Here is a 23,725-nt window from a genome sequence, read left to right on the forward strand (position 1 = left end):
GCTCACCGCCTCATGGAATCTACGGCGCTACGTCTGCCCTCGCCTGGCCTGCCACATCGTCGCCAGCACGATATCGGCGGCGTGCACGCTGGGCGGCTGATTGCCGGTCGACATGATGCCGTCGATCTTGGCGAAGCCCTCGAGCTGCTTGCGGCGCACGTCACTGTCGCTCATCACCTCGCGCAGCGCGACTGCGAGTTTTTCCGGCGAGCAGTCTTCCTGGAGGAATTCGGGAATGACGTTCTCGCCGATCACGAGATTGGCAAGGATCACCGAGTTCACCTTGATCGCGCGGCGCAGGATCCATGCCTCCATGGCGCCGGTGCGATAGGCGGTGACCATCGGTACGCCCGCCAGCGCCAATTCGAGCGTCACGGTGCCGGACTTGGCCAGTGCCGCGTGCGCGATCCGAAACTTCGCGCGCTTCTCCTGCTCGCCGATCACGACCTGGGGCTGCACCGGCCAGCCCTTCACGGCCTCCACGACCGTCTCCTGCAGATGCGGCATGGTCGGCAACACCAGCTCGAACGCGGTGCCCTGCTCCTGCAGCCGCGCCACCGCCTGGCCGAACACCGACATGTGGTGGCGGATTTCGCTGCGGCGGCTGCCCGGCAGCACCAATAGCACCGGCGGCGACTCCGCCCGCCGCACAGCCTCGTCGGCGTTCGGGCGCAGCGAGGTCAGTTGCTCGGTCAGGGGATGGCCGACATAACTGCAGGGCGGCCCGTGCAGCCGTCGATAGGCCTCGGGCTCGAACGGCAGCAGCGCCAGCACGTGATCGACATATTTCAGCATCGCCCGCGCCCGGCCCGGCCGCCACGCCCAGACCGAGGGCGATACATAGTCGACGATCGGCAAGGTCGGATCCTTGGCGCGGACGCGCCTGGCGACGCGGTGGGTGAAGTCGGGGCTGTCGATGATCACGAGAATATCGGGCGCGGCTTCCGCCACCGCGATCGCGGTTTCCTTGATCAGCCCGAGGATCTTCGGCAATTCCTTGACGACGGCGGCAAGCCCGATGATCGAGAGCTCCTCGATCGGAAACAGCGACTCCAGACCTTCGCGCGCCATCGCGCGGCCGCCGACGCCTTCGAACTGCACCCCGTCGCCAAGACGCTGGCGCAGCACCTTCATCAGATTGGCGCCGAGGCGATCGCCGGACTCTTCCGTCGCGATCAGAAAAATCCTCCGCTCCATCCCGGCGGTTGCGCGAGACGGCGTCACGCTGCCAGCCCCTGGATGAACAGGCCGGCCTTGTCCGCGGCCTCGATCATGGCTTGCGAGTCCGCTGCTATGGTGTGGCCGGCGATCACGGCGATGCCGGCGAGCCCGGCCTTGGCCGCGCCGTCGATGGTTTTGGCCCCGACGGTCGGCAGGTCGAAGCGCAAATCCTGGCCGCTCTTCGGCGCCTTCACCAGCACGCCGCGGCCGGATTTGGCCCTGATACGCCCGGCCTCGCGCAGCCGCGCCACACGCGCCAGCAGCCCGTCGGTGCCCTCAATGTCCTCGACCGCGACCACGTGCCCGTCGATCACGACCACAGCCTGGCCGATGTCGAACGGCCCGAGCGCGCCGAGCACCTCGCGCCCCCTGGCGATATCGGCGATGGCCGCCGGATCAGGCGCGGCACGGGCAATGTTTCCTTCCGGCATCAGGATATCAGGCGCGACATCCCTGATACCGACCATCCTAAAGCCCTCCTGTTCGAGGAGGCGGCCGATCCCCGACAGCAGATGATCGTCGCCGCCGCGAAACGCGGCCAGGACATGGCCGATGACGCGTAGCGTTCCCCAGTCCAGCCTGATTTCCGACAGCGCCGGACGCAGCAGCGTGCCGATGAAGATCAGGTCGCGGCAGCCCTCGCTGCGGAACAGTTTTGTGGCGCGACCGAACTGTCCGACCGAAATCCAGTGATGGCGGAATCGTTCGACGCGGGCAGGATCGCAGGCGCCGCGCAGCGCGAACAGCACCGGCGCGATTCCCCGTGCCTTAAGCGAATCCGCGACCGCAAACGGCATCGCGCCGCCGCCTGCGATGACGCCGACCGGTGATGAAATGTCTGTTGCCGCTGAGATCATGGCTGCGGCGATCCCGTCATCACTGCTTGTGGCCGTCGTCGGTGGGAAGGCACAACGCGCGGTGCTTGCCCTGCTCGATAAAGGCTAGGATTTCGGCGATCGCCGGGTCCTCGCCGGCGAGCGGCTGCACCGCATTGAGCCGCTCGGCAAAGATGCCGGGGCCGTGAAACAGCTTTTGGTAGAACGAGCGCACCTTGGCCAGCCGTTCCTTGGTGAACTTGCGGCGCTTCATGCCGATGATGTTGAGGCCTTCCAGCGCGGCATACTGGCCGTTGACGAGGCCGAACGGAATGACATCGCCACGCACGCCGCAGACGCCGCCGACCATCACCTGCGGCCCGATCCGGGTGAACTGGTGCACGGCGGACAACCCGCCGATGAAGACGAAATCGCCGATCTCGCAATGGCCGCCGAGTGTCGCCGAGGTTGCGAAAATCACGTCATTGCCGACCTGGCAATCGTGCCCGACATGGCTGCAGTTCATGAAGTAGCCGCGCTCGCCGACCCGCGTCACGCCGCCGCCGGCAACCGTGCCGGCGTTCATGGTCGAGGACTCGCGGATGGTGCAGCCCGCACCGATCTCGAGTCTCGTCAGTTCGCCCTTGTAACTCAGCGATTGCGGCGGCGTGCCGAGCGAGACGAACGGATAGATCGTGCAGCCGTCGCCGATCATGGTCTGCGCGGTGACGTGCACATGCGCGATCAACTTGCAGTTCGCGCCGATGACGACGTTGGGCCCGATGATGCAATAGGGCCCGATTGTCGTCCCCTCGCCGATCACAGCGCCATCCTCAACCCGCGCGGTTGGATCGATCGTACCCATCAACTAGCCCAGCCCATCCGTTGCACGCGAATATCTCGCGTTTTCCGGTGGTTAGCGCGGCATCCCAAGGCTGTCTAGTGACGTATGGTTACGGCATGTTGCGAATCGTCGGGTCCGCATATCAGCGGCCGGCCGGTCCCCGCCGGACGTCAGAACGACGCTGCGGCGTCAGGTCATGCTGCCGGGCATGAAGCAGCGGATCGATATTCCGAGCGTGCCCTTGATCGGCCAAACCATCGTTCGGCCCACGCGATTCGGCACGGTGATGAGCGCGTCGTCGGGAACGTCGATCCACTGGCCTTCCAGCCGCACGCGATAGTGCCCGTCCTTCGATTCCCAATCGACGTCGGCGACGGCCGAGCCGTCGGCGTCGGAGCAGCACGGTCCCTTGCCGCTCCTCAGGCTGTCGAACCAGGATTTCAGCGGAGAATTGGCATAACGCCCGTCATCGCGCGCCATGGCGCTTCCGGCGAAAAAGGCAGCTGCACCGATCAGCACTACGGCAGTCCGGAGAAATGTCATGCGGCCATCTCGAACAAGCGATCTGCCACCGGAGATTACAAATCCGTCGCGCGAAGTAAGTTCCATACCCTCGCGCGACGACGACGCGAGCGCGCGGTGCCGCGCAATCGAGCATCGCTCTTCTGTCGACGATCCGACATTGTCGCGTGCGCCCGGCCACTGCGCAGCACATGATGCCTTCTAGCTGCCCGCCTGCGCGATCCACTCGCTCGCCTGCGCCCGCGTGACGAGGACGGCCGGGCCCGAGGCGCTGGTCTTGTACACCAGCGCCTCGCCTTCGCGGATATCGGTAAATTCCTTGCCGAAGGCATCAGCAACGTTGGTCTTGTGCGTCACCGCCAGATTGTTGACGCCCGTTTTCGGAGCCAGGTTGACGAGATCGCGCACGGCGCGCCCCGCCTTGGCGTTCTTGCCGTCGGGGTTGGCCATCGCCGACGAACTGCCGGCGCCACTGTCGGTCAATTCGTCCACCGCAGCCACGTCCTTGCCGCCGATCAGCTTGCCGGTCTCCACCGCGCGGTTGAGCCGGCTGGTGTAGACTTCGCCGACCGGCACTCCCAGTTTCGCGAGCGCCGCCCCAAGCTCGCGCGCCATGGCGCGGCCCTTCTCGCTCGGCGTGGGTTCCACTACCAGCGATTGAGCAAAGATATCAGGAAGACGTCGGTTGTGTGACGGGTAAATTCAACCCGATTCAATCCGTCAGCATCGCGCCGACGTCGGCCTCGGCGACGACGCTGCCATTCACCTTGGCGTCGCCGTGAAACCACCACATCGCCTTGCGGCGGCCGATCGAGCGCATGTGATACTCGATAGTGTCGCCGGGCATCACGGGTTTTCGGAACTTGCACTTGTCGATGGTCAGGAAATAGACCGCCCGCGGCTTCTCGGTGCCTTCGACCGACTTGATGCCGATGACGCCGGCGGTCTGCGCCATGGCCTCGATCATCATCACGCCGGGATAGACCGGACGTTCGGGGAAATGGCCGAGAAACGGCGGCTCGTTGAAGGTGACGTTCTTGATGCCGATGCCGCTGTAATCGGTGCGGATCTTGACCACGCGGTCGATCAGCAGCATCGGATAGCGGTGCGGGAGCGTCTTGAGGATCTCGTTGATATCCACGAGTTCGAACCTGACCGGTGCTTCCTCCATCACTCCTTCCCCTCGCCCTTTGGATGGGCTGCGCTATCGCGCGCCAGGCGTTCAAGCGCCAGCGTCTCCCGGAACCATTGCCTGGTCGGCCGAGCCAGATGACCGCCCCAGCGTTCGCTGGCAGGAATGTCGTCCTTCACCGCACTCATGGCCGCGATCTGTGCTCCATCGCCGATCTTGATGTGATTATTAAGCCCCGCTTTGGCGCCAATCGCCACGTTATCTCCGATCGTCAGGCTGCCCGCGAGCCCGATCTGGGCCGCGAGCAGGCAGTGCCTGCCGATGGTCACATTGTGGCCGATCTGGACCTGATTGTCGATTTTGGTCCCCTCGCCGATCACCGTATCCCGCAGGCTGCCGCGGTCGATGGTGGTGCTGGCGCCGATCTCGACATCGTTCTGGATCAGGACGCGGCCGGTCTGAGGCACCTTGAGGTGTCGCCCCTCGGGGCCGAAGAAGATGAAACCATAGCCGTCCTGGCCGATGCTGCAGCCGGGATGGATCAGGACGTTGTTGCCTATCAGGGCGAATTGGATCGCAGTTCGCGCGCCGACATTGCAGTCGCGGCCGATCTTGACGTCAGCGCCGATCACCGCGCCGGCGCCGATCACGGTACCAGCGCCGATCTCGACTCGCGGGCCAATTACCGCCAGCGGATCGACGATGACGCCGTCCTCGAGATGGGCGGACGGGTCGATGATCGCCGACGGTGCGATGCCGTCGACATCGAACCAGGATTGTGGACGAAGCGCGTCGGCGTGCCATTCGCGTGCCAGCTTCACGAAGGCGCGGAACGGCTGGCCTGCCCGCAGCACCGCCACATGGGCCGGCACCTGGGCTTCGAAACGCGGGCTGACCAGGCAGGCGCCGGCCTTGGTCGCCTTGAGCTGATCGGCGTATTTGAGGTTGTCGAAGAACGCCAGATGCATCGGACCGGCTTCGTCAAGCGAAGCGAGGCCTCGGATCACATGACCGCCCCGCGCGGGGTCGACCAATGCCGCCCCCGTCGACGCGGCCAGTTCGGCCAGCGTCGAGGAAGGAGGTTGCTTGAAGAATATCGGCTGCGCCATTCCACCCGCCGCAGTCCGGCCGCCCTTCACACCGGAGTGCCGGCTCCGAAGAAACAGAGCCGACCCCTCCTCTTGTTCCGTAGTGCTCTCGTCTCCCGGACCTTAGTACGTCCGGTCGCTTCAAGACACCTTAGAACGATGTGCCGCCGCCAAACTTGAATTGCTGCACGCGGTCAAACTGACCCTTCGTAAGCGGAACCGCATAGTCGAAGCGCAGCGGACCGAACGGCGAAGCCCAGATGATGCCGACACCCACCGAGCTACGGACCACGTTGCCGTCGTCATACTGCAGTCCTGTACAGGTTCCGGCATTTGCATTCGGGGCTTGCGTCGGCGGGACGCAACCGGGCACGTTGACCTCACCCGTCTGCGCCCACGACGTCGGTCCCTTGTAGTCCCAAAGTCCGCCGGCGTCGGCGTAGACCGAGCCCTTGAGCCCAACTTCCTTCGGCAGGAACCAGAACGGCATCTGCAGTTCGAACGAAGCGCCCCAGTACTTGGTGCCGCCCAGCGCGTCACGCGTGCCGAATGGGTTGAGATCGCGCGGACCAATACCGTTCGGCGCAAAACCGCGAACGAGGTTCGGACCCATCTGGAAGTGATCGAGCATGCGCAGCTCGCTGCCGCCGAACTGGTTCAGCATGCCGCCCTGGAGGTGGATCAGGCCGACGATATCGGCGACCAGCGGGGTGTAGTACTTCGCATCGATCGCGGACTTGATGTACCTCACGTCGCCGCCGAGGCCCGCGAAGTCCTGTTTCCAGTCGATCAGCAAGCCGTCGGTCGGGTTCTTGTTGTTGTCCAGCGTGTTGTAGTTCAGCGAATAGCCGACCGCCGAGGTCAGCGCCTTGCCGCTCTGCAGTTCCCGGCGAATCGGCAGCGAAGCTTCGCCATCGCTGTAGCACCACAGGCCGACGCCAGAGGCGTCTGTCGCGGGAGCTGGCAAGCCACCTGGCCCGCCCACCGAATTTACAAATGCTGGTGACGGGTTGAATGCCAGCAGTCCGTTGTTCGGATTGTTGTTACAGTTGGCCAGCGTGTTCGGCAGTTGGATTTCCTGCTGGTAGACCGAGTAGCGCAACTGTAGCGCCAAGTCTTCACGCAGGGTAAAGCCGAGCCGCGGGCTGAAGCCGAGGGTCTTGGTGCCGTAGGCGATGTAGCTGTTGGCCAGCTGCTCGCGATAAAACAGATCGAGGCCGAGCGCGACGCGATAGTCAAACAGATAGGGGTCGACGAACGACAGCGAACCGCCGCGTGCGTACTGGCCATAGGTCACGGCTGCCTTCGCATACAGGCCGCGGCCGAGGAAGTTGCGCTCGGAAATGCTGACTTCGGCCAGCGCACCGTCCGTGGTTGAGTAGCCGCCCGACACCGAGAAGTCGCCGGTCGATTTCTCTTCGAGATCGACGACCAGGATCACACGATCGGTCGACGAGCCGGGCTCGGTCAGGATCTTCACGGACTTGAAGAAGTCGAGGTTCTTCAGCCGGCGCTCGGCACGGTCGACCAGCGCGCGGTTGTAGGCGTCGCCCTCGGACAGGTCGAACTCGCGGCGAATCACGTAGTCGCGGGTCCGGGTGTTGCCGCGGACGTTGATGCGCTCGATATAGGTTCGCGGGCCTTCATCGACAGCGAACACGATCGAAACGGTGTGCGCTTCGAAATTGCGATCGCCGCGCGGGCGCACCACAGCGAAGGCGTAGCCGCGCCGCGAGGCTTCGATCTGCATTTCCTCGACGGATTTCTCCAGCGCCTCGGCATTGTAGACCGACCCGACGCTGACGCGCGAGAAGCTGCGCATCGAAGCGGCATCGAGGGTTGGAATCGAGGTCTGGAAGTCGACAGAGGCAACGCGATATTGCTGCCCTTCCTCGATCTTGAAAGTGACGAGGAAGCCCTTCTTGTCGGGATCATATTCGGTCAGCGCGGCAACCACCTGCACGTCGGCGTAACCGTTCTTGAGATAGAAGCGGCGAATCAGGTCGCGGTCGGCCTCGACCCGGTCCGGATCGTAGACGTCAGCGCCGCCGAGGAAGCTCAGCAGGTTCGATTCGCGGGTCTTGATGACGTCCTTCAGGCGATAGGACGAATAGGCGACGTTGCCGACGAACTCGATCGACCTCACGCCGGTCTTGGTGCCCTCGGTGATCGTGAAGATCAGGTCGACGCGGTTGTTCGGCTGCTCGATGATTTCAGGGGTCACACGCACGTCGTAGCGACCGGAGCGCCGATAGATTTCGGCGATTCGCTGGGCATCCGACTGAACCATCGGGCGCGAGAACGTGCCGCGCGGCTTGGACTGGATTTCGGCCGAGAGCTGCTCGTCCTTGACCTTCTTGTTGCCTTCGAAGGCGATGCGCCCGATCACGGCGTTTTCGACCACGGTCACGACCAGCCGGCCGCCCACCTGATTGATTCGCACGTCTTGGAACAAACCGGTTTCGATCAGCGCTTTCAGGCCGTCGTCGATCTGGGCCTGCCCGAGGCGGCCACCGGGACCCGGCTTGAAGTAGGAACGGATGGTCTCGACTTCGACACGCCGGTTCCCCTCAACGGCGATCGACGCCACGGTCTGGGCCGCAGCCGGCACAGACACCAGCACGCCCCCCATCGGCGCGGCAACCATGATCAGAGCGGCCAGCAAGCCCCCCCGCACTCGCATTCCCAACATCATGCGCAACGCGCCCTCGTCATTCCTATGCCGGTCCGTACCCCTACGAACCGGCAGATTCCCAAGTTGCATTGCTTGTAGCTAATTTCGACAGGGGGGCAAACCAGACTTCACGCGGCAATTCCAATTTCATTCCAAGGCGTTGCCAATGGGCAACGTCACAAAAAAGCCGCTACTAGGATCTTCCGAATAGCCCCTTCAGCCACGGCACCTGATGGAAGTCGTTATAAAAGGCGAACACCATCAGCATCAGCACCAGAACAAGCCCGACGCGGAACCCGTATTCCTGCGACTTTTCCGACAATGGGCGTCCCCGCAGCACCTCGGCCGTGTAGAACATAAGGTGACCGCCATCGAGCAAGGGAACCGGGAACAGGTTCAACAAGCCGATCGAAATCGACAGCACCGCCGCCAGATGCAGCAGCGGAATCAGTCCCAGCGTGGCCACCTGCCCTGAAATCTGCGCGATCCGAATCGGTCCGCCGATCTGGTCCGCGCTGGCCCGGCCGGTGAAGATGTTGCCGATATAGGAGAGCGTCTGCTCGATAACGAACCAGGTTTCCTTGATTCCGAGCCAGAGCGCGGTCGCCGGATCGACCTTCTCGGTCGTCACTTCGCCCGGCGAGGTCGCGCGGGTGATTCCGAGGATCCCGAGCCGCTGGGTGTTACCGAACGGATCCTTCACTTCACGCAGTTCCGGCGTGCCCTTCAATTGCAGCGTGGAATCACCGCGCTTGACGGTGAAGGTCAAGGTGTCGCCGGCGCGCACGCTGACCAGCCGCTGCATGTCGGAGAAGCTGCCGACCTTCTTGCCGTCGATGGCGGTGACGACGTCGCCGACCTGGAAACCCGCCCGCTCGGCGGCGCTCGAGGCTTCGATCTTGTCGACGCGCGCCGTCGTGCTCGGCTTGCCGAAGAAGGTGAACAGACAGGTGAAGATGACGATTGCGAGAACGAAATTCGCGATCGGACCGGCAGCCACGATGGCTGCACGGGCGCCGACCTTCTTGTGATGGAAGCTGCCGGCCCGCTCTTCATCGCTCATGCGGGCAAGCGATTCGGCCGAGGCCGGCGTCGAGGCTTCCGATTCGTCGCCGAAGAACTTCACATAGCCGCCGAGCGGGATCGCGGAGATCTTCCAGCGGGTGCCGTGGCGGTCATTGAAACCGGCGAGTTCCGGCCCGAAGCCGAGCGAGAATGTCAACACCTTCACGCCCGCCCACCGGGCGACCAGGAAGTGGCCGAGTTCATGGAAGAACACGACGATGGTCAGGACAAACAAAAAGGGGATGATGTAGCCGATGAGCCCATGGCTCAACGTATTGAAACTGTTTAGAAAAAACTCAATCATCAGGTTCCCCTCGACAAGAGCCAAAGGCTCCGTCCCCAACCCTCTAGGATGCCTTTAAGGCAATTTGAGGCAATAGGGAGGCGGCTCTATTTCGCGCGTTATGGTCAACGGTGATCGCGTCGTCAGCCGAACTCAGAGGCGCTAGGTTCCCGGCGCGAATCCAGTCATTAATGGTGGCCTCGACGAGGCGCGCGATCGACCCGAACTTGATCTTTCCGGCAATGAACGCCGCCACCGCCACCTCATTGGCGGCATTGAATACCGTGGTCGCGCCACGCCCCGTACGTAACGCCTCGTAGGCCAGCCGCAAGCCCGGGAACCGCTCAAAATCCGGCGTCTCGAAGGTGAGCTGGCCGATTTTCGCGAGATCGAGCCTCGCCGACGGGCCAACGATTCGCTCCGGCCATCCAAGGCAATGCGCGATCGGGATGCGCATATCGGGCGCACCGAGTTGCGCAACCACTGAGCGATCGGAGAATTCAACCATGCCGTGGATGATCGATTGCGGATGCACGAGCACGTCGATCTCGTCGGCCGAGAGCGCGAAGAGATAGGAAGCTTCGATGACTTCGAGGCCCTTGTTCATCATCGAGGCCGAATCGATCGTGATCTTCTGGCCCATGCTCCAGTTCGGATGCTTCAACGCCTGCTCCAGCGTCGCCTGCTCGATGTCGGCCGGCGCCCAGGTTCGGAACGGGCCGCCGGATGCGGTGATGATCACGCGCACCAGCTCTTCGCGATTGCCGGAAGAGAGCGCCTGAAACAGCGCGTTATGCTCGGAATCCGCCGGCAGAATGCAGGCGCCGGCCTTTGCTGCGCGCTGCATGAAAAAATCGCCGGCACAAACCAGGCATTCCTTGTTCGCCAACGCGACGGCAGCGCCGCGATCGACTGCGGCGAGCGCCGGCTTCAGCCCGGCAGCGCCGCTTACCGCCGCCATCACCCAGTCGGCGGGGCGCGCGGCGGCCTCGATGATGGCGCTTTCGCCGGCGCCGCATTCGATGTTCATGCCGGCCAGGGCGGCCTTCAGTTCGCCAAGGCGCGCCGGATCGGCGATTGCGGCGAATCGTGCGCCGAATTCCTTGGCAAGCTTGGCCAGCGCTTCGACATTGGAATTCGCGGTCAGCGCCTCGACCTGGTAGCGGTCGCGCGCGCCGCGCAGCAAATCCATGGTGCTGTCGCCGATCGAACCGGTGGCGCCCAACACCGTGACGGTACGCGCGGCGGCCAACGCGGCCTTGTTGTTACGCAATGGAACTGCGCTCATCCTATCACCAAACCATAAGACCGCGGCCGACGCCATCGGCGCCGCCCCGCAGAAGGCCGAAAACTGCCGCCACGACGACGGCTGCGACAAATCCATCCAGGCGATCCATTAGTCCGCCGTGGCCGGGAATAATGTGACTTGAGTCCTTTACGCCAAAACGCCGCTTCACGGCGGACTCGAAGAGGTCGCCAAGCTGCGAAACGACCGAAAGGAACGCCGCCAGCATCAATAACGGCCCCATTCTGCCCAGATCGAACACGGCAAACCCGATTGCCACGGCGAGACTGGCAACAAAACCGCCGATAGCGCCCGCCCAGGTCTTTTTCGGGCTGACGCGCGGCCAGAGTTTCGGCCCGCCAATGCCGCGGCCCGCAAAATAGCCGCCGCTGTCGGTGACCCACACGATCAGCAGCACGAACATCAGGGCTGCAAAGCCCTTCATGGAATCGAGACGCACCAGCAGCGAGGTAATTTCGGCCGCCGCCGCGTACAAAAATCCCGCCGCCGCCCAGTTTCGCCGCTCCGGCGCGATCGCCACGACCGCGACAAAACCGACCGCGAGCATAATCAATGCGGCATCCAGCCGGTGAAACGCAAAGCAAAGCCCGGCAACCGCGAGCGCCGCCACGCCCGGCACGATCACACGCATCGCCCCGGCAAGACCCACGATCGCGAGCCATTCCACGAACAGGCCGATCGCCGCCAGCGTCACCAGTGCGGCCCACAGAAAGCCGCCCGCATAGGCGATGGCGACCGCGAGCGGGATCAGCACGGCCGCAGCGGCGATGCGCATCACGAGGTTGCGCTGGTCGGGTCGGCTTGCTGCCGCCGGCGCGGCCTCGGGCTCGGTCACGATCCGGTTTTCGCGGCCAGACCGCCGAAACGGCGTTCTCGTCTGGCATATTCGGCAATGGCGCTTTCGAGCGCGGCCTTGTCGAAATCCGGCCAGTGGATCGGCACGAACACGAGTTCGCTATAGGCCGCCTGCCACATCAGGAAGTTCGACAGCCGCTGCTCGCCGCTGGTGCGAATGATCAGGTCGGGATCGGGAATGTCGGGCGCATCGAGATATTGCCCGAGTGCATCGGCGTCGATCGATGCCGGATCGCGCTTGCCCTCGGCCACTTCGCGCGCCAGCCGTTGCGCGGCGCCGGCGATTTCCTGGCGCGATCCGTAGTTGAACGCGACCACGAGATTGAGCTTGGTGTTGGCCCGCGTCAGTTCCTCGGCCTCGTTCAACAGCGTGCAGATGTCGGGCTCGAGTCCTTCCCGCTCGCCGATCACGCGGACGCGCACGCCGTCGCTGTGCAGCGTCGCCAGATCGTTGCGGATGAAGCGACGCAGCAATCCGAACAGGTCGCCGATTTCGGTAGCCGGCCGCGACCAGTTTTCGGAGCTGAACGAAAAGATCGTCAGATAGAGCACGCCGAGTTCATGGGCGGCGCGAACCACGCGGCGCAGCGCCTCGACGCCGCGGCGGTGGCCTTCGGCACGCGGTAAGCCGCGCGCTGCCGCCCAGCGCCCATTTCCATCCATGATGATCGCCACATGCAACGGGACGGATCGGTCGGATCCTTCCGTGGCGGGGGCGGCGGCGTTCGGCATCATCAAAATTCCAGGACCAGTCTCAACGCTTCAATGTTGCCCTCAAACGGTGAGGATTTCCTTTTCCTTCGCCGCCAGCAACTGATCGATTTCAGCAATTGTTCCGTCGGTCGCCTTCTGCACATCGTTGGCGAGCCGCTCCTGATCGTCCTCGGAAATCTCGTGATTCTTCTCGAGCTTCTTGACGATATCGAGCCCGTCGCGGCGGACATGGCGGACCGCGACCTTGGCGGCTTCGGCGTATTTATGCGCGACCTTCACCAGTTCCTTGCGCCGCTCCTCGTTGAGCTCGGGAATCCGCAGGCGCAACACCTGCCCCTCGGTCGCCGGCGACAGGCCGAGATTGGAATCGACAATGGCCTTTTCGACGGCTTTCACCATCGACTTGTCCCATACCTGCACCGAGAGCAGGCGCGGCTCAGGCACGCTGACGGTCGCAAGCTGGTTGAGCGGCATGTGTGAGCCGTAAGCCTCGACCTGCACCGGCTCCAGCATGGACGCCGCCGCGCGGCCGGTCCGCAAACCGCCCAGCTCGTGCTTGAGCGAGTGGGTGGCGCCTTGCATGCGGCGCTTCAATTCGTTGATGTCAAAACCGGGCGTGGGCATAACACTCTCCCCTCCTTAGAAACCAGCCGCCGGCCTCAAAAGCTGGCGGTTCGAAGCAGCGCCGGCCTGTCAGCCGGCAACCACCGTGCCCTGGCCGGTCCCGCGCAGGATCGCGCCGATCGAACCCGGCTCGGCGATCGAGAATACGATGATAGGCAGTGACGTCTCGCGGGCAAGCGCGAATGCGGTCGCATCCATCACCTTGTAGTCGCCGGCAATCGCCTGCGAATGCGTCAAACGGTCGAAACGCTTGGCTGAAGGGTCTTTTTTGGGGTCGGCGCTGTAAACGCCGTCGACATTGGTCGCTTTGAGCACCGCCTGCGCCCCGATCTCGGCCGCCCGCAGCACCGCCGTGGTGTCGGTGGTGAAGAACGGATTGCCGGTTCCACCGCCGAGCAGCACGATTCGTCCCTCGGCGAGGTATTTGTGCGCTGCACTGCGGGTGAACAGCTCGGAAATCTCGGGCATCACGAACGCCGAGAGCGTCCGCGCCGGCGCTCCCTTGCGCTCGATGGCGGCTTCCAGCGCCAGGCAGTTCATCATGGTGGCGAGCATGCCCATGGTGTCGCCGGTCGGACGCGACACGCCGCGCGAGGAGACTTCCACGCCGCGAACGATATTGCCGCCGCCGATTACGACGGCCACCTCGACGCCGAGCTTCTTGGCCGCGATCAGGTCGTCGGCGATGCGGTCAACGGTAGGCTGGTCGATGCCGAAGGACTGGCTGCCTGCGAGATACTCGCCCGAGAGCTTGATCACGACGCGACGATAGACCGGCTCTGCCATTGCTTATCGCTTCCCTCTCCCGCGCAGGCGACTTCCGGCATGTCTCGCCGGAAGACTACAGACTGCAGCGGTTACTTCTTGCCGCTGGCCGCTGCGACTTCGGCTGCGAAATCGGATTCCTGCTTTTCGATTCCCTCGCCGAGAGCATAGCGCACAAATCCGGCAATCTTCACCGGCGCGCCGACCTTGCCTTCAGATTCCTTGACCGCCTGCGCGACCGACTTGCCGGTGTCGTGGATGAACGCCTGCTCCAGCAGACAGACTTCCTTGTAATAGGTCTTCAGGCCGGACTCGACGATCTTCTCGATCACGTTGTCGGGCTTGCCCTGCTGGCGGTACTTGTCGGCCAGCACGTCCTTTTCGCGCTTGACGATCTCGGGGTCGAGGCCGGACGGATCCAGCGCCTGCGGATTGGTCGCGGCGACGTGCATCGCGAGCTGGCGGCCGAGCGTTGCGAGTTCATCGGTCTTGCCGGTGGACTCCAGCGCGACCAGCACGCCCATCTTGCCGGCGCCGTCGATCACGGCACCATGGACGTAGCTCGACACCACGCCCTTGCCGACTTCGAGCGAAGCCGCGCGGCGCAGCGACATGTTCTCACCGATGGTGGCGATGGCGTCCGAAATCGCGGTCTCGACGGTGACGCTGCCGACCTTGGCCGCCTTGATCTTCTCGACGTCGGCACCGACGTCGAGCGCGACCTGCGCGATCATCTTGACGAGGCCCTGGAACTGCTCGTTGCGGCCGACGAAATCGGTCTCGGAATTGACCTCGACCACGACGCCCTTGGGGCCCGAGGTCACGGCGCCGATCAGGCCCTCGGCCGCGACACGACCGGCCTTCTTCGCAGCCTTCGACAGACCCTTCTTGCGCAGCCAGTCCTGGGCCGCGGTGATGTCACCGCTGGTTTCGGTGAGCGCTGCCTTACAGTCCATCATGCCTGCGCCGGTCGACTCGCGCAGTTCCTTGACCATCGCCGCAGTGATCGTTGCCATCGTCGAATATCCTTCTTGCCTGTGAGCTGCGGGCGCGACGCGCTTTGCGCCGGACCGCGGTCAGCTACAGGGAATGCCGTAATCTGGGGAGCAGAACCGGTGGCCGGAAGACCCGGCCACGCGGTGTCGCAATTATTCGGCTTCCGCGGTCAGCGTCTTGGCCTGGGCGACCCAGGCGTCGGCGCGGCTCGGAAGACCAACCTCTTCACCGATCTTGTGTGCGGTGTCGTGATCGAGCTCGGCGAGCTGCCAGTAGTGGAAGATGCCGAGGTCGTTGAGCTTCTTCTCGATGGTACCAGACACGCCGGTGAGCTTCTTGAGGTTGTCGGCGGTGCCGCGCGGACCGGCCAACCCCTGGAAGCCGGTCGGCTGTGGAGCTGCCGGAACTTCTTCGCGAACCGGCTGAACCGCGGCGCCGATGTCGATGCCGGAATCGCCCTGCGCGCGCGAAATGCCGTCGATGGCGGCGCGGGCGATCAGGTCGCAGTACAGCGAAATGGCGCGGCCGGCGTCGTCATTGCCCGGCACCACGAAGGTGATGCCCTTGGGGTCGGAGTTGGTATCGACAATCGCGGCAACGGGAATGTTGAGCCGCTGTGCTTCCTGGATCGCGATGTCTTCCTTGTTGGTGTCGATCACGAAGATCATGTCGGGAAGCCCGCCCATGTCCTTGATGCCGCCGAGCGAGCGGTCGAGCTTGTCGCGCTCGCGCTGCAGCGTCAGCCGCTCCTTCTTGGTGTAGGAGTTGGCTTCGCCCGACGAGAGCACCTCATCGAGGTGACGCAGGCGCTTGATCGAGCCCGAGATCGTCTTCCAGTTGGTCAGCGTGCCGCCGAGCCAGCGCGAATTGACGAAGTACTGCGCCGAGCGCTTCGCGGCTTCGGCAACGCCGTCCTGCGCCTGGCGCTTGGTGCCGACGAACAGGATGCGGCCGCCCTTGGCGACGGTGTCGGACACCGCCTGCAGCGCACGATGCAGCATCGGCACGGTCTGGGCGAGGTCGATGATGTGGATGTTGTTGCGGGCACCGAAAATGTAATCCGCCATCTTCGGATTCCAGCGGTGCGATTGGTGGCCAAAGTGCACGCCAGCTTCGAGGAGCTGACGCATAGAGAAATCGGGTAGCGCCATAGTTATAGTTCTCCGGTTGGTTCCTCCGGAAACGTGTGAGCAAACGAGCCTGACTGGCCCGGTTGCCACCGGACGGCCTTTGAGAGCCATGTTTCCGTGTGAGATGGCGCGCTATATAGCCGGATTCCAGCCAGAAGCAAGGAAATACGGCCGGATTTTCGGTCGTCCAGATCAGCGATTCAGGACCGTCTTGGGCCAGACCCTGCGGATCTGGCCCGTTAACGATCAGCACCGGGCCCCTGGCGGGCAGCTCCTGGCCGGAGCTGGGCGGGCTGCCGGCGGTGGTGCAGCCATCCGAGGCGGGGGCGCGGCCATACGCGGTGGCGGCGGTGGCGGCGCCATCCTCGGTGGCGGCGCAGCCATGCGCGGCGGCGGGGCCGGTGGGGCGGCCATCCTGGGTGGAGGCGACGGTGCGGCCACCCTCGCCGGTGGAGGCGCATTCATCCTCGCTGGCGGTGGTGCGGCCATTCTCGGCGGCGGCGCCGGCGCAACGCGGGCTGCCGGTGGCGGTGAGGGTCTGGCCGCCTGCACCGCGGACGGCGGCGGCGTTCGCCGCAATTCAGGCGGCGATTGAGGTCTTGGAGCAACCCCAGCGGCGGGCCTTGAGGGCGCGGCGCCGCCTGGGGGTGGTGCGACGACCCTTGCCCCTTCTCTTGGCTGCTGGCCAGCCGGCATCGTTGCACCGATGGCGGGCTTGGCGCCGGCAGCCGAAGGCGTCGCCGATCTCGGTGGCGGGCCGCCCGGCGCAGGCCTCGCATTCGGACTGACCGCAGCACTGGGGGATGCCGGCGGCGTACCCCTGGCGCCTGGAACCGGCAGAGCATTGGTCCTCGGCACGGGCTGCGTCGACGGCAGCGCGGCTGGCGCGTTTGCCGGCTGCACCGCGTTCGGCCTTCCGGTCTGCCCTGCGCCGGGCAAACCCGTTCTCACGGCGGGATTGATCGTGGCGCTTGGCGGTACCGGCGCTTTGCCCTGCTGGATCAGCGTCGCCCGTTGCGCCACCGCGGGCGGCAGCACCGGCGTGGCGCCCCCCTGCCCCGGCGCGACCACCCGATCCGGGGCGCCGGGACGTCCGCCCGGCCTGCCGCCCATTCCGGCACCAGGCCCACCCGCGGGCGACCCCGGCTGCGGCGGCCGGTTGATCACGCTGTTGATGACGGCCCTGTTGTGGATGTTGGCATAGATGAGGTTGTTCGGCGGCGGCGCCACATAGCGCGGCGGCCTGACATAGACCGGTATCGGCACGAAGATCGGCTGCGGCAGGATGAACAGCGCGATCGGCGGCGGCGGCGGCTCCAGCACCACGAAATCATCCGGCGGCGGCGGCAGGTAATACACCGGCGCCGGTGGCGGGGCGACGAAATCGAACTCGGGATCGCCGAAGGCCAGCACGGGGCGGTCGATATAGATGAGCTCGTCCGGCGGCGGCGGCGGCACGTCGTAATCGATCACGTCGAAAGTCGGCGGCGGCTCCAGCGGCGCGGTGAGAATGGTGAGACGCCGGCGCGCGTCGGCCGCATGCGGCCCGCGCGGGTAGCGTTGCAGGTACGACCAATAGGCGTTGGGAGTATCGGTGCGATAGGTGCGGCGCCAAGTAATCGCCTCGCGCCGCGCTGCCGCGATCGCCCTCACCCGCTTGGCCAGCGGATCGCTCGCATAGGCGCCGAGAAACTCCTCGTAGCCCTGCAGCGTGTCGCGCTCCACCGCCATGGCATAGGCATCCTGCACGCCGAGTTCGCGGATCGGCTTGTTGCGAACGGCGGCGGCCTGATCCGCCGCAGGCTGTGCCGGCGCGTCGGGCTCACGCTCGAAGAACGTGAAGCCGGCATCGACCTTCTGGCTGTCCCAGGGCATCTGCGCGCCCTTGCTGGCCTCGTTGACGCGAAGCCGCAGGCGATTGAAGACCTCCGGCAGCGGCAATCCGCCGGTCCGGATCATCTCGGCCAGCGACTGGGCGTAGATGCCATACGGCCCCTGCTCGACCGGCGCCACGGTTCCGGGCGCCGCATTGAACGCGATCAGCATGTGCGGATCGGCCTCGACCAATGCGAGGCCGCTTGCGATCTGCCCGTCGACGAAAGGCTGCTGGCGCGCGGCGTCCAGCACGACGATGCCGGCTTTCAGCGGCAGCGAAGCGAGCTGGCGGATATAGTCGCCGGTCCGCAGCGCCTCGGTCGGAACATCGGTATCGCGGTTGATCGCGGAATCGACCGGCACGAAATAGTTGTCGCCCGCCAGTTGCAGCCCGTAACCGGCCAGATAGACCATCGCGACCGTATCAGGCCCCGAGCTTTCGGCCTTCTGGATGAAGTCACGGAAACTCTTCCGCAGCGTGTCGCCGTCGAGATCGCGGGCGCCGATCACGTCAAAGCCCGCCGCCTGCAATGTCTGCGCGATCAGGCCGGCGTCGTTGGCCGCGGTCGCCAGCGGCGATTTCGCGTAAGCGCCGTTGCCGACCACCAACGCAATGCGCTTTTCCGGTTGCTGCGCTGCAGCGGGGCTCAGACCCGCCAGCCCCGTGACGAGACACATCGAGAGGATCGACAGACTTCTTACTAACCGCATGGCTTCCACCCTGTCGCCGCCCGAGCGCCGCATCGAAGGCTCTTCGAGCTGAACATTTCTTGAACAAATGCGCTCGCAGCAAGGCAATTCGCGCAAAATCCGATCGAGACGCGCCCTCGCTCCACCGGTTCCGGCCCCGAATTCGCATTGTCGGGGCCTTCCGGCGGGCGTATCCTTCCCTCCAAATCGTGTTCGCCCGCATCGTGAGGCGACTGCGCGAGTTCCTCCCGGTGTGCGGATTGCCCATGCAATGGAGGAGCCGCCATGACCGTTTCCCCGACCCTGCAAAAGTACCTGGATCAAAGCGTCACCTACGACGTGATCCCGCATGCCCCAACCATGTCATCGAACCGTACGGCCGAGGCTTGCCACGTGCCGGGCGAGTCGCTGGCCAAGGCCGTCGTGCTGCGGCGCGACGGCGGCTACATGATGGCCGTGCTTCCGGCCTCCCATCACCTGCATCTGTCGGCGCTGAAAAGTCAGCTCGGCCACAAGGTCGACCTGGCGAGCGAGGACGAGATCGAAAAGCTGTTCGAGGACTGCGAACGCGGCGCGATCCCGCCGCTCGGCGAATGCTACGGGCTGGACGTCATCATCGACGACAGCATCGACGCGCGACGGGAAATCTACTTGGAAGGAGGCGATCACGCGACGCTGATCCGCATGGATGGCGAGCAGTACGCACGATTGACGGCGAAGGCCTGGCGCGGCCACTTCAGCACGCACGATTGAGGCCGCTCGATCCACCGATCGCCCGCGTCGATATCGACGCGGGCGCCATCGCGCGTGATCGGCAAGGGCCGCCGCCGTATCAGTGATGGGCGGTGACGGTCTTCACGCACCCGGCCAGCAATTCATTGGGCGCAAAACGGCCGACATCGCCGAGGCTGATCATGCCGACCATTCGCTTGCTCTTGTTGATCACAGGCAACCTTCGGATCTGCAGCGCCTCCATGTGATGGACGGCCTTGGCAAGGTCATCGTCTTCCCGGCAGCAATGAATGCCTTCGGTCATCACATCGCGCGCCAGCGCGCGGCTGGGATCGAACTTGCCGTTCGCAATTCCTTTGCAGACGATATCACGATCGGTCACCATCCCGACCAGTTGATCGTTCTCGCCGATCGGAATGCAGCCGATGTCATGTTCTCGCATCAGCTTGGCAATTTCGGTGATGGGCGTATCGGGGTTTACCCAGTCGACGCCCTTGTGCATCGCGTCTTTGACTTTCATGGCGGACCTCCGTCACTGCGATTTCAGGTGATAATCCCGTGATGCAGTACAGTTCCCCCTCGATGCGATTATACGCCGGTTCGGTCGGGGCGGAATCGCAAAGGCAATGAAAACTTCTTGAAAAGGACGACCGCAACGTAGCGCGCTGGACCGAAATGGTCCGCGCGCTACGCCGTTACCGATGTCAGGGCGAGTCAGAAGAAGCCGAGCTTCTTCGGGCTGTAGCTGACGAGCAGGTTCTTGGTCTGCTGGTAGTGGTCGAGCATCATCTTGTGGGTCTCGCGGCCGACGCCCGATTGCTTGTAACCGCCGAACGCGGCATGCGCCGGATAGGCGTGGTAGCAATTGGTCCAGACCCGGCCCGCCTGGATGGCGCGGCCGAAACGGTAGAGCCGGCTCGCATCGCGGCTCCAGATGCCGGCGCCGAGACCGTAGAGCGTGTCGTTGGCGATCGCGAGCGCCTCGTCATCGTCCTTGAAGGTCGTGACCGAAACCACGGGTCCGAAGATCTCCTCCTGGAAGATGCGCATCTTGTTGTTGCCCTTGAACACCGTGGGCTTGACGTAGAAGCCGCCGGCCAGATCGCCCGGCAGTTCGTTGCGCGCCCCGCCCGTCAGCACCTGCGCGCCCTCCTCGCGGCCGATGTCGACATAGGACAGGATCTTCTGCATCTGTTCGGACGACGCCTGCGCACCGATCATGGTGGCCGGATCGAGCGGGTCGCCCTGCACGATCGCCTCGACGCGCTTCAAGGCTCTTTCCATGAAGCGGTCGAAAATCGATTCATGGATCAGCGCGCGGCTCGGACAGGTGCAGACTTCGCCCTGGTTGAAGGCGAACATGACGAAGCCCTCGATCGCCTTGTCGAAGAACTCGTCATCCTCAGCCGTGACGTCCTTGAAGAAGATGTTGGGCGACTTGCCGCCGAGCTCGAGCGTGACCGGAATGAGGTTCGCACTCGCATATTGCATGATCAGCCGGCCCGTCGAGGTCTCGCCGGTGAAGGCGATCTTGGAAATGCGCGGCGATGACGCCAGCGGCTTGCCGGCCTCGAGGCCGAAGCCGTTGACGATGTTGAGCACGCCCGGCGGCAACAAGTCGCCGATCAGCCCCGCCCACACCATGATCGCAGCCGGGGTCTGTTCGGCCGGTTTCAGCACGACGCAGTTTCCGGCGGCCAGCGCCGGCGCCAGTTTCCAGCACGCCATCAGCAACGGGAAATTCCACGGGATGATCTGCCCGACGACGCCGAGCGGCTCGTGGAAATGATAGGCGACGGTGTCGTGGTCGATTTCGGAAAGCCCGCCCTCTTGCGCACGGATGGCGCCGGCGAAATAGCGGAAATGGTCGATCGCGAGCGGCACGTCGGCTGCGGTGGTCTCGCGGATCGGCTTGCCGTTGTCCCAGGTTTCGGCGAGCGCGAGCAGATCGAGGTTCTGCTCCATGCGGTCGGCGATGCGGTTGAGGATCAGCGCGCGCTCGGCGACGCTGGTGCGGCCCCACGCTTCCTTGGCGGCGTGCGCCACGTCGAGCGCGTCTTCGACGTCCTTGGCGCCGGAGCGCGCGACCTCGCAGAGCAGCCGGCCGTTCACCGGCGAGAAGTTTTCGAAGTAGCGGCCCGAGCGCGGCTCGGCCCATTTTCCGTTGATGTAGTTCCCGTAACGCCTTTCGAACGGGGCCTTCGCAGTCCGTGAAAATTCGACCTTGTTCATGGCTCTTCCTCGCTACGGCGTCGCTGGATGCGGCGCTCTGGAAAAACCATGGCGAAGGCGGATTACATTGTCAGTCCGTCCAAACCTGATCGCCGGCGCGCGTGTCGCAGAACTGCGACAGTACACGAGGCAAACCGTCAGTGCGCGCGATTGAGTTCCAGGCGCCGCAGCTTTCGGTGCAAGGTGGCGCGGCTGATGCCGAGCGCCTCGGCGGCGGCCGACACGTTGCCGTCGCTGCGCGCCAGAGCCCGTTGCACGGCTGCCCGCTCGGCCTGATCGAGATCGCGCACCGGGCTTGACGAGCCGCCGAGCAGGTCCGCCGCAGGCAGCGGCTTCTTCAGAAAATCCCTGTTCACACCGAGCACCAGCCGCGCCGACCGTGTCGCGCCGATAACGAGATCGTCGCCATCGACCGCGATCAGCCCGCCCCCGCCGCGATTGATATCCGGTGCGAACAGAAAGCGGGCGTTCGGAAACGCCAGACGGAAATTCTCCGTCTCGATCCGCCGCGCCGCGTCGCTGACAGCGACGGATATCAGATTGACGAAACCTTCCGTGAGATCCGCGCGGCAGGAGGAAACGTCGAGCGCCGCGGCGAGCCGGCCCTCGTGATCGTAGATCGGGGCCGAGGTGCAGCTCAGCAGCGTGTTGCGCGCATAAAAATGCTGGTCGCGATGAACGGTGAGCGCGCGTTGCTCGGCCAGGCAGGTCCCGATGCCGTTGGTGCCCTCGCAGTCCTCGCTCCAGACCGTCCCGGTCCACAATCCCCACGCCTTGAACGTCTCGTCGTCACACGCTGCGCCGCGGCGGTCGACCGGCACGCCATTGCGGTCGGCCAGCAGCACACAACAACCGACACCGCCGACTGCGAGGAACAGGCGATCCAGGTTGGATTGCGCCGCGCGGACCAGCGGCTCGATCTGCTGCCGTGCGTTTTCGAATTCGGCCGGACTCAGGCGGCGCGGCAGACTGCGTTCGGCCGGATCGAGACGATGAAAATTGGATGAGCGGCGCCAGGACGCCACCATGGCCGATGTCGCGGCCGCGCCACGCGCGACCGTCGCCTGCACCTGATCGGCATGGTGTTTGGTGGTCTGCGCCACGCTCATCCTCCCGTGCTGTAAAATATGCTGCCTGGAACAATCGGGCGAATTGAGCCAGATCAAACTCCGCGATCGTGACGCCTTCAAGTCGGGCCATAGTCGAATACGGTTGACCGATGCTGACCCGTTGTGGGCAGTGTCTCAGTTCGAATTTTCGGGATCGGTCCGATTCCGGCCCTTCCGCTTTGTGGCTACATTTCGCGAATCTCGGTGCCGCCCTCGTCGCCGAAACACACGTTGAACCGCAGGCCCCAGGGAAAATAACGAATGTCGAATGAGGATGGCGCCAGGATCATTTACAGGAGGACGCCGGAATCGGCGGCGATGGTGGCAAACACGAGGAGGGCGATGGCAATCACCGCGTCACTTAACCGTTTGACATTCAATGATGCGGACGAAATTCGGGCCTTGTTCAGCGAACTCATCGGCAAAAGGGTAGATGAGAGTTTCCTGCTGATCCCGCCATTCTATACCGCGGGTGGGGACGAAATTCGCGTTGGGCGTAATGTCTTCGTCAATCAGAATTGCACTTTCTACGATCTTGGCGGACTCGACATCGCAGACGACGTGATGATCGGACCGAACGTGAGCATCATCACAACGGGTCATCCCCTTGAACCTTCGCAGCGTCGCGCCGTCACGATCGGAAAACCAATCGTGATCGAGAGAAACGTCTGGATCGCGGCCGGCGCAACGATTATCGGCGGGGTGACCGTAGGCGAGAACTCGGTTGTGGCTGCGGGTTCGGTAGTTACCAAAAACATTCCCCCGAATACCCTTGTCGGAGGAAATCCGGCGCGCGTCATTCGTTCGATTGGCGACGATTGGAAACTCAGATGAATTGGACCGGCACGAGAGAACCGCGAGGGAACGGATGACGGCGAGAATCTGCCGCTTCTTCCCTAAAGCGGGATGACGTTTCTTCGAATCGTCATCCCGCTTTATCTTTTTGTTTGAGCATGATCTCCGCGCAAACGCGTTCGCGTTTGTCGCGAGGGAAAACCGGTGCCCACTTTTCCGGATCATGCTCTAGCGTGACCGCGCCCGACCCTGTGCTGG

The 23,725-nt window shown here is 64.2% G+C and carries 22 protein-coding genes; 2 read left to right on the forward strand and 20 right to left on the reverse strand.

The genetic code is table 11. The features are described 5' to 3' along the window. Nucleotides 1–27: 27 nt before the first annotated feature. The 17 genes from lpxB to LMTR21_RS22105 form a co-directional block, all read right to left on the reverse strand. Entirely contained in the window at nt 28–1,197 is a 1,170-nt protein-coding gene (gene lpxB, locus LMTR21_RS22025; RefSeq protein ID WP_065750716.1) for a lipid-A-disaccharide synthase, read from the reverse strand. A 23-nt stretch (nt 1,198–1,220) separates the two neighbouring features. Further along, nucleotides 1,221–2,078: an LpxI family protein gene (locus LMTR21_RS22030; RefSeq protein WP_065750715.1), complete on the reverse strand. Its 858-nt coding sequence runs from the start codon at nt 2,076–2,078 to the stop codon at nt 1,221–1,223. 19 nt (nt 2,079–2,097) lie between these two features. Next, nucleotides 2,098–2,901 carry an acyl-ACP--UDP-N-acetylglucosamine O-acyltransferase gene (gene lpxA, locus LMTR21_RS22035; RefSeq protein WP_065750714.1) on the reverse strand — a complete coding sequence of 268 codons (804 nt, stop codon included), beginning with the start codon at nt 2,899–2,901 and terminating at the stop codon, nt 2,098–2,100. A 168-nt stretch (nt 2,902–3,069) separates the two neighbouring features. Next, nucleotides 3,070–3,423 carry a hypothetical protein gene (locus tag LMTR21_RS22040; RefSeq protein WP_065750713.1) on the reverse strand — a complete coding sequence of 118 codons (354 nt, stop codon included), beginning with the start codon at nt 3,421–3,423 and terminating at the stop codon, nt 3,070–3,072. A 180-nt stretch (nt 3,424–3,603) separates the two neighbouring features. After that, nucleotides 3,604–4,017, reverse strand: coding sequence for a histidine phosphatase family protein (locus LMTR21_RS22045; RefSeq protein ID WP_084030398.1), 414 nt, complete (start codon nt 4,015–4,017; stop codon nt 3,604–3,606). Between the two features lie 97 nt (nt 4,018–4,114). After that, entirely contained in the window at nt 4,115–4,573 is a 459-nt protein-coding gene (fabZ, locus tag LMTR21_RS22050; protein WP_065750711.1) for a 3-hydroxyacyl-ACP dehydratase FabZ, read from the reverse strand. Beyond that, entirely contained in the window at nt 4,573–5,643 is a 1,071-nt protein-coding gene (lpxD, locus tag LMTR21_RS22055) for a UDP-3-O-(3-hydroxymyristoyl)glucosamine N-acyltransferase (RefSeq protein WP_065750710.1), read from the reverse strand. Before lpxD ends, fabZ begins: the two co-directional genes overlap by 1 nt. A 130-nt stretch (nt 5,644–5,773) precedes the next feature. Next, nucleotides 5,774–8,317 (reverse strand): outer membrane protein assembly factor BamA, encoded by a 2,544-nt coding sequence (gene bamA / locus LMTR21_RS22060; protein WP_065750709.1) that lies wholly within the window; start codon nt 8,315–8,317, stop codon nt 5,774–5,776. Nucleotides 8,318–8,489: 172 nt separating this feature from the next. After that, the gene (rseP, locus tag LMTR21_RS22065) at nt 8,490–9,665 is read right to left on the reverse strand and encodes an RIP metalloprotease RseP (protein WP_065750708.1); all 1,176 of its coding nucleotides are present in this window, start codon (nt 9,663–9,665) and stop codon (nt 8,490–8,492) included. A 43-nt stretch (nt 9,666–9,708) separates the two neighbouring features. Next, complete coding sequence (dxr, locus tag LMTR21_RS22070; protein ID WP_065750707.1) at nt 9,709–10,932, reverse strand: 1-deoxy-D-xylulose-5-phosphate reductoisomerase; 1,224 nt, start codon at nt 10,930–10,932, stop codon at nt 9,709–9,711. Nucleotides 10,933–10,936: 4 nt separating this feature from the next. After that, nucleotides 10,937–11,785, reverse strand: coding sequence for a phosphatidate cytidylyltransferase (locus LMTR21_RS22075; protein ID WP_065750706.1), 849 nt, complete (start codon nt 11,783–11,785; stop codon nt 10,937–10,939). Next, nucleotides 11,782–12,537, reverse strand: coding sequence for an isoprenyl transferase (locus LMTR21_RS22080; protein ID WP_065750740.1), 756 nt, complete (start codon nt 12,535–12,537; stop codon nt 11,782–11,784). Before LMTR21_RS22080 ends, LMTR21_RS22075 begins: the two co-directional genes overlap by 4 nt. 42 nt (nt 12,538–12,579) lie before the next feature. Next, entirely contained in the window at nt 12,580–13,143 is a 564-nt protein-coding gene (gene frr, locus LMTR21_RS22085) for a ribosome recycling factor (RefSeq protein WP_065750705.1), read from the reverse strand. A gap of 69 nt (nt 13,144–13,212) precedes the next feature. Continuing rightward, nucleotides 13,213–13,929: a UMP kinase gene (pyrH, locus tag LMTR21_RS22090; RefSeq protein WP_065750704.1), complete on the reverse strand. Its 717-nt coding sequence runs from the start codon at nt 13,927–13,929 to the stop codon at nt 13,213–13,215. Between the two features lie 71 nt (nt 13,930–14,000). Next, nucleotides 14,001–14,924, reverse strand: coding sequence for a translation elongation factor Ts (tsf, locus tag LMTR21_RS22095; RefSeq protein ID WP_065750703.1), 924 nt, complete (start codon nt 14,922–14,924; stop codon nt 14,001–14,003). 132 nt (nt 14,925–15,056) lie between these two features. Beyond that, nucleotides 15,057–16,055: a 30S ribosomal protein S2 gene (locus LMTR21_RS22100; RefSeq protein WP_057843031.1), complete on the reverse strand. Its 999-nt coding sequence runs from the start codon at nt 16,053–16,055 to the stop codon at nt 15,057–15,059. Nucleotides 16,056–16,280: 225 nt separating this feature from the next. Further along, nucleotides 16,281–18,620 carry a caspase family protein gene (locus tag LMTR21_RS22105; protein WP_065750739.1) on the reverse strand — a complete coding sequence of 780 codons (2,340 nt, stop codon included), beginning with the start codon at nt 18,618–18,620 and terminating at the stop codon, nt 16,281–16,283. A 264-nt stretch (nt 18,621–18,884) separates the two neighbouring features. Here LMTR21_RS22105 and LMTR21_RS22110 point away from each other — a divergent pair, with 264 nt between their 5' ends. Beyond that, entirely contained in the window at nt 18,885–19,352 is a 468-nt protein-coding gene (locus LMTR21_RS22110; RefSeq protein ID WP_065750702.1) for an aminoacyl-tRNA deacylase, read from the forward strand. 79 nt (nt 19,353–19,431) lie between these two features. On the opposite strand, the gene LMTR21_RS22115 is transcribed toward LMTR21_RS22110, so the two are convergent. The 3 genes from LMTR21_RS22115 to LMTR21_RS22125 all read right to left on the reverse strand — a co-directional run bounded on the left by LMTR21_RS22115 (nt 19,432) and on the right by LMTR21_RS22125 (nt 22,666). Further along, complete coding sequence (locus LMTR21_RS22115; protein WP_065750701.1) at nt 19,432–19,851, reverse strand: CBS domain-containing protein; 420 nt, start codon at nt 19,849–19,851, stop codon at nt 19,432–19,434. Between the two features lie 194 nt (nt 19,852–20,045). Then, nucleotides 20,046–21,563: an aldehyde dehydrogenase gene (gene adh / locus LMTR21_RS22120; RefSeq protein ID WP_065750700.1), complete on the reverse strand. Its 1,518-nt coding sequence runs from the start codon at nt 21,561–21,563 to the stop codon at nt 20,046–20,048. A gap of 137 nt (nt 21,564–21,700) precedes the next feature. Then, nucleotides 21,701–22,666: a helix-turn-helix domain-containing protein gene (locus LMTR21_RS22125; protein ID WP_430642462.1), complete on the reverse strand. Its 966-nt coding sequence runs from the start codon at nt 22,664–22,666 to the stop codon at nt 21,701–21,703. 267 nt (nt 22,667–22,933) lie between these two features. On the opposite strand from LMTR21_RS22125, the gene LMTR21_RS22130 reads away from it, so the two are divergent. Further along, nucleotides 22,934–23,506 carry a sugar O-acetyltransferase gene (locus LMTR21_RS22130; RefSeq protein ID WP_065750698.1) on the forward strand — a complete coding sequence of 191 codons (573 nt, stop codon included), beginning with the start codon at nt 22,934–22,936 and terminating at the stop codon, nt 23,504–23,506. Nucleotides 23,507–23,725 lie beyond the last annotated feature (219 nt).

Origin of the sequence: Bradyrhizobium paxllaeri, from assembly GCF_001693515.2 — a bacterium.
Classification (GTDB): domain Bacteria; phylum Pseudomonadota; class Alphaproteobacteria; order Rhizobiales; family Xanthobacteraceae; genus Bradyrhizobium; species Bradyrhizobium paxllaeri.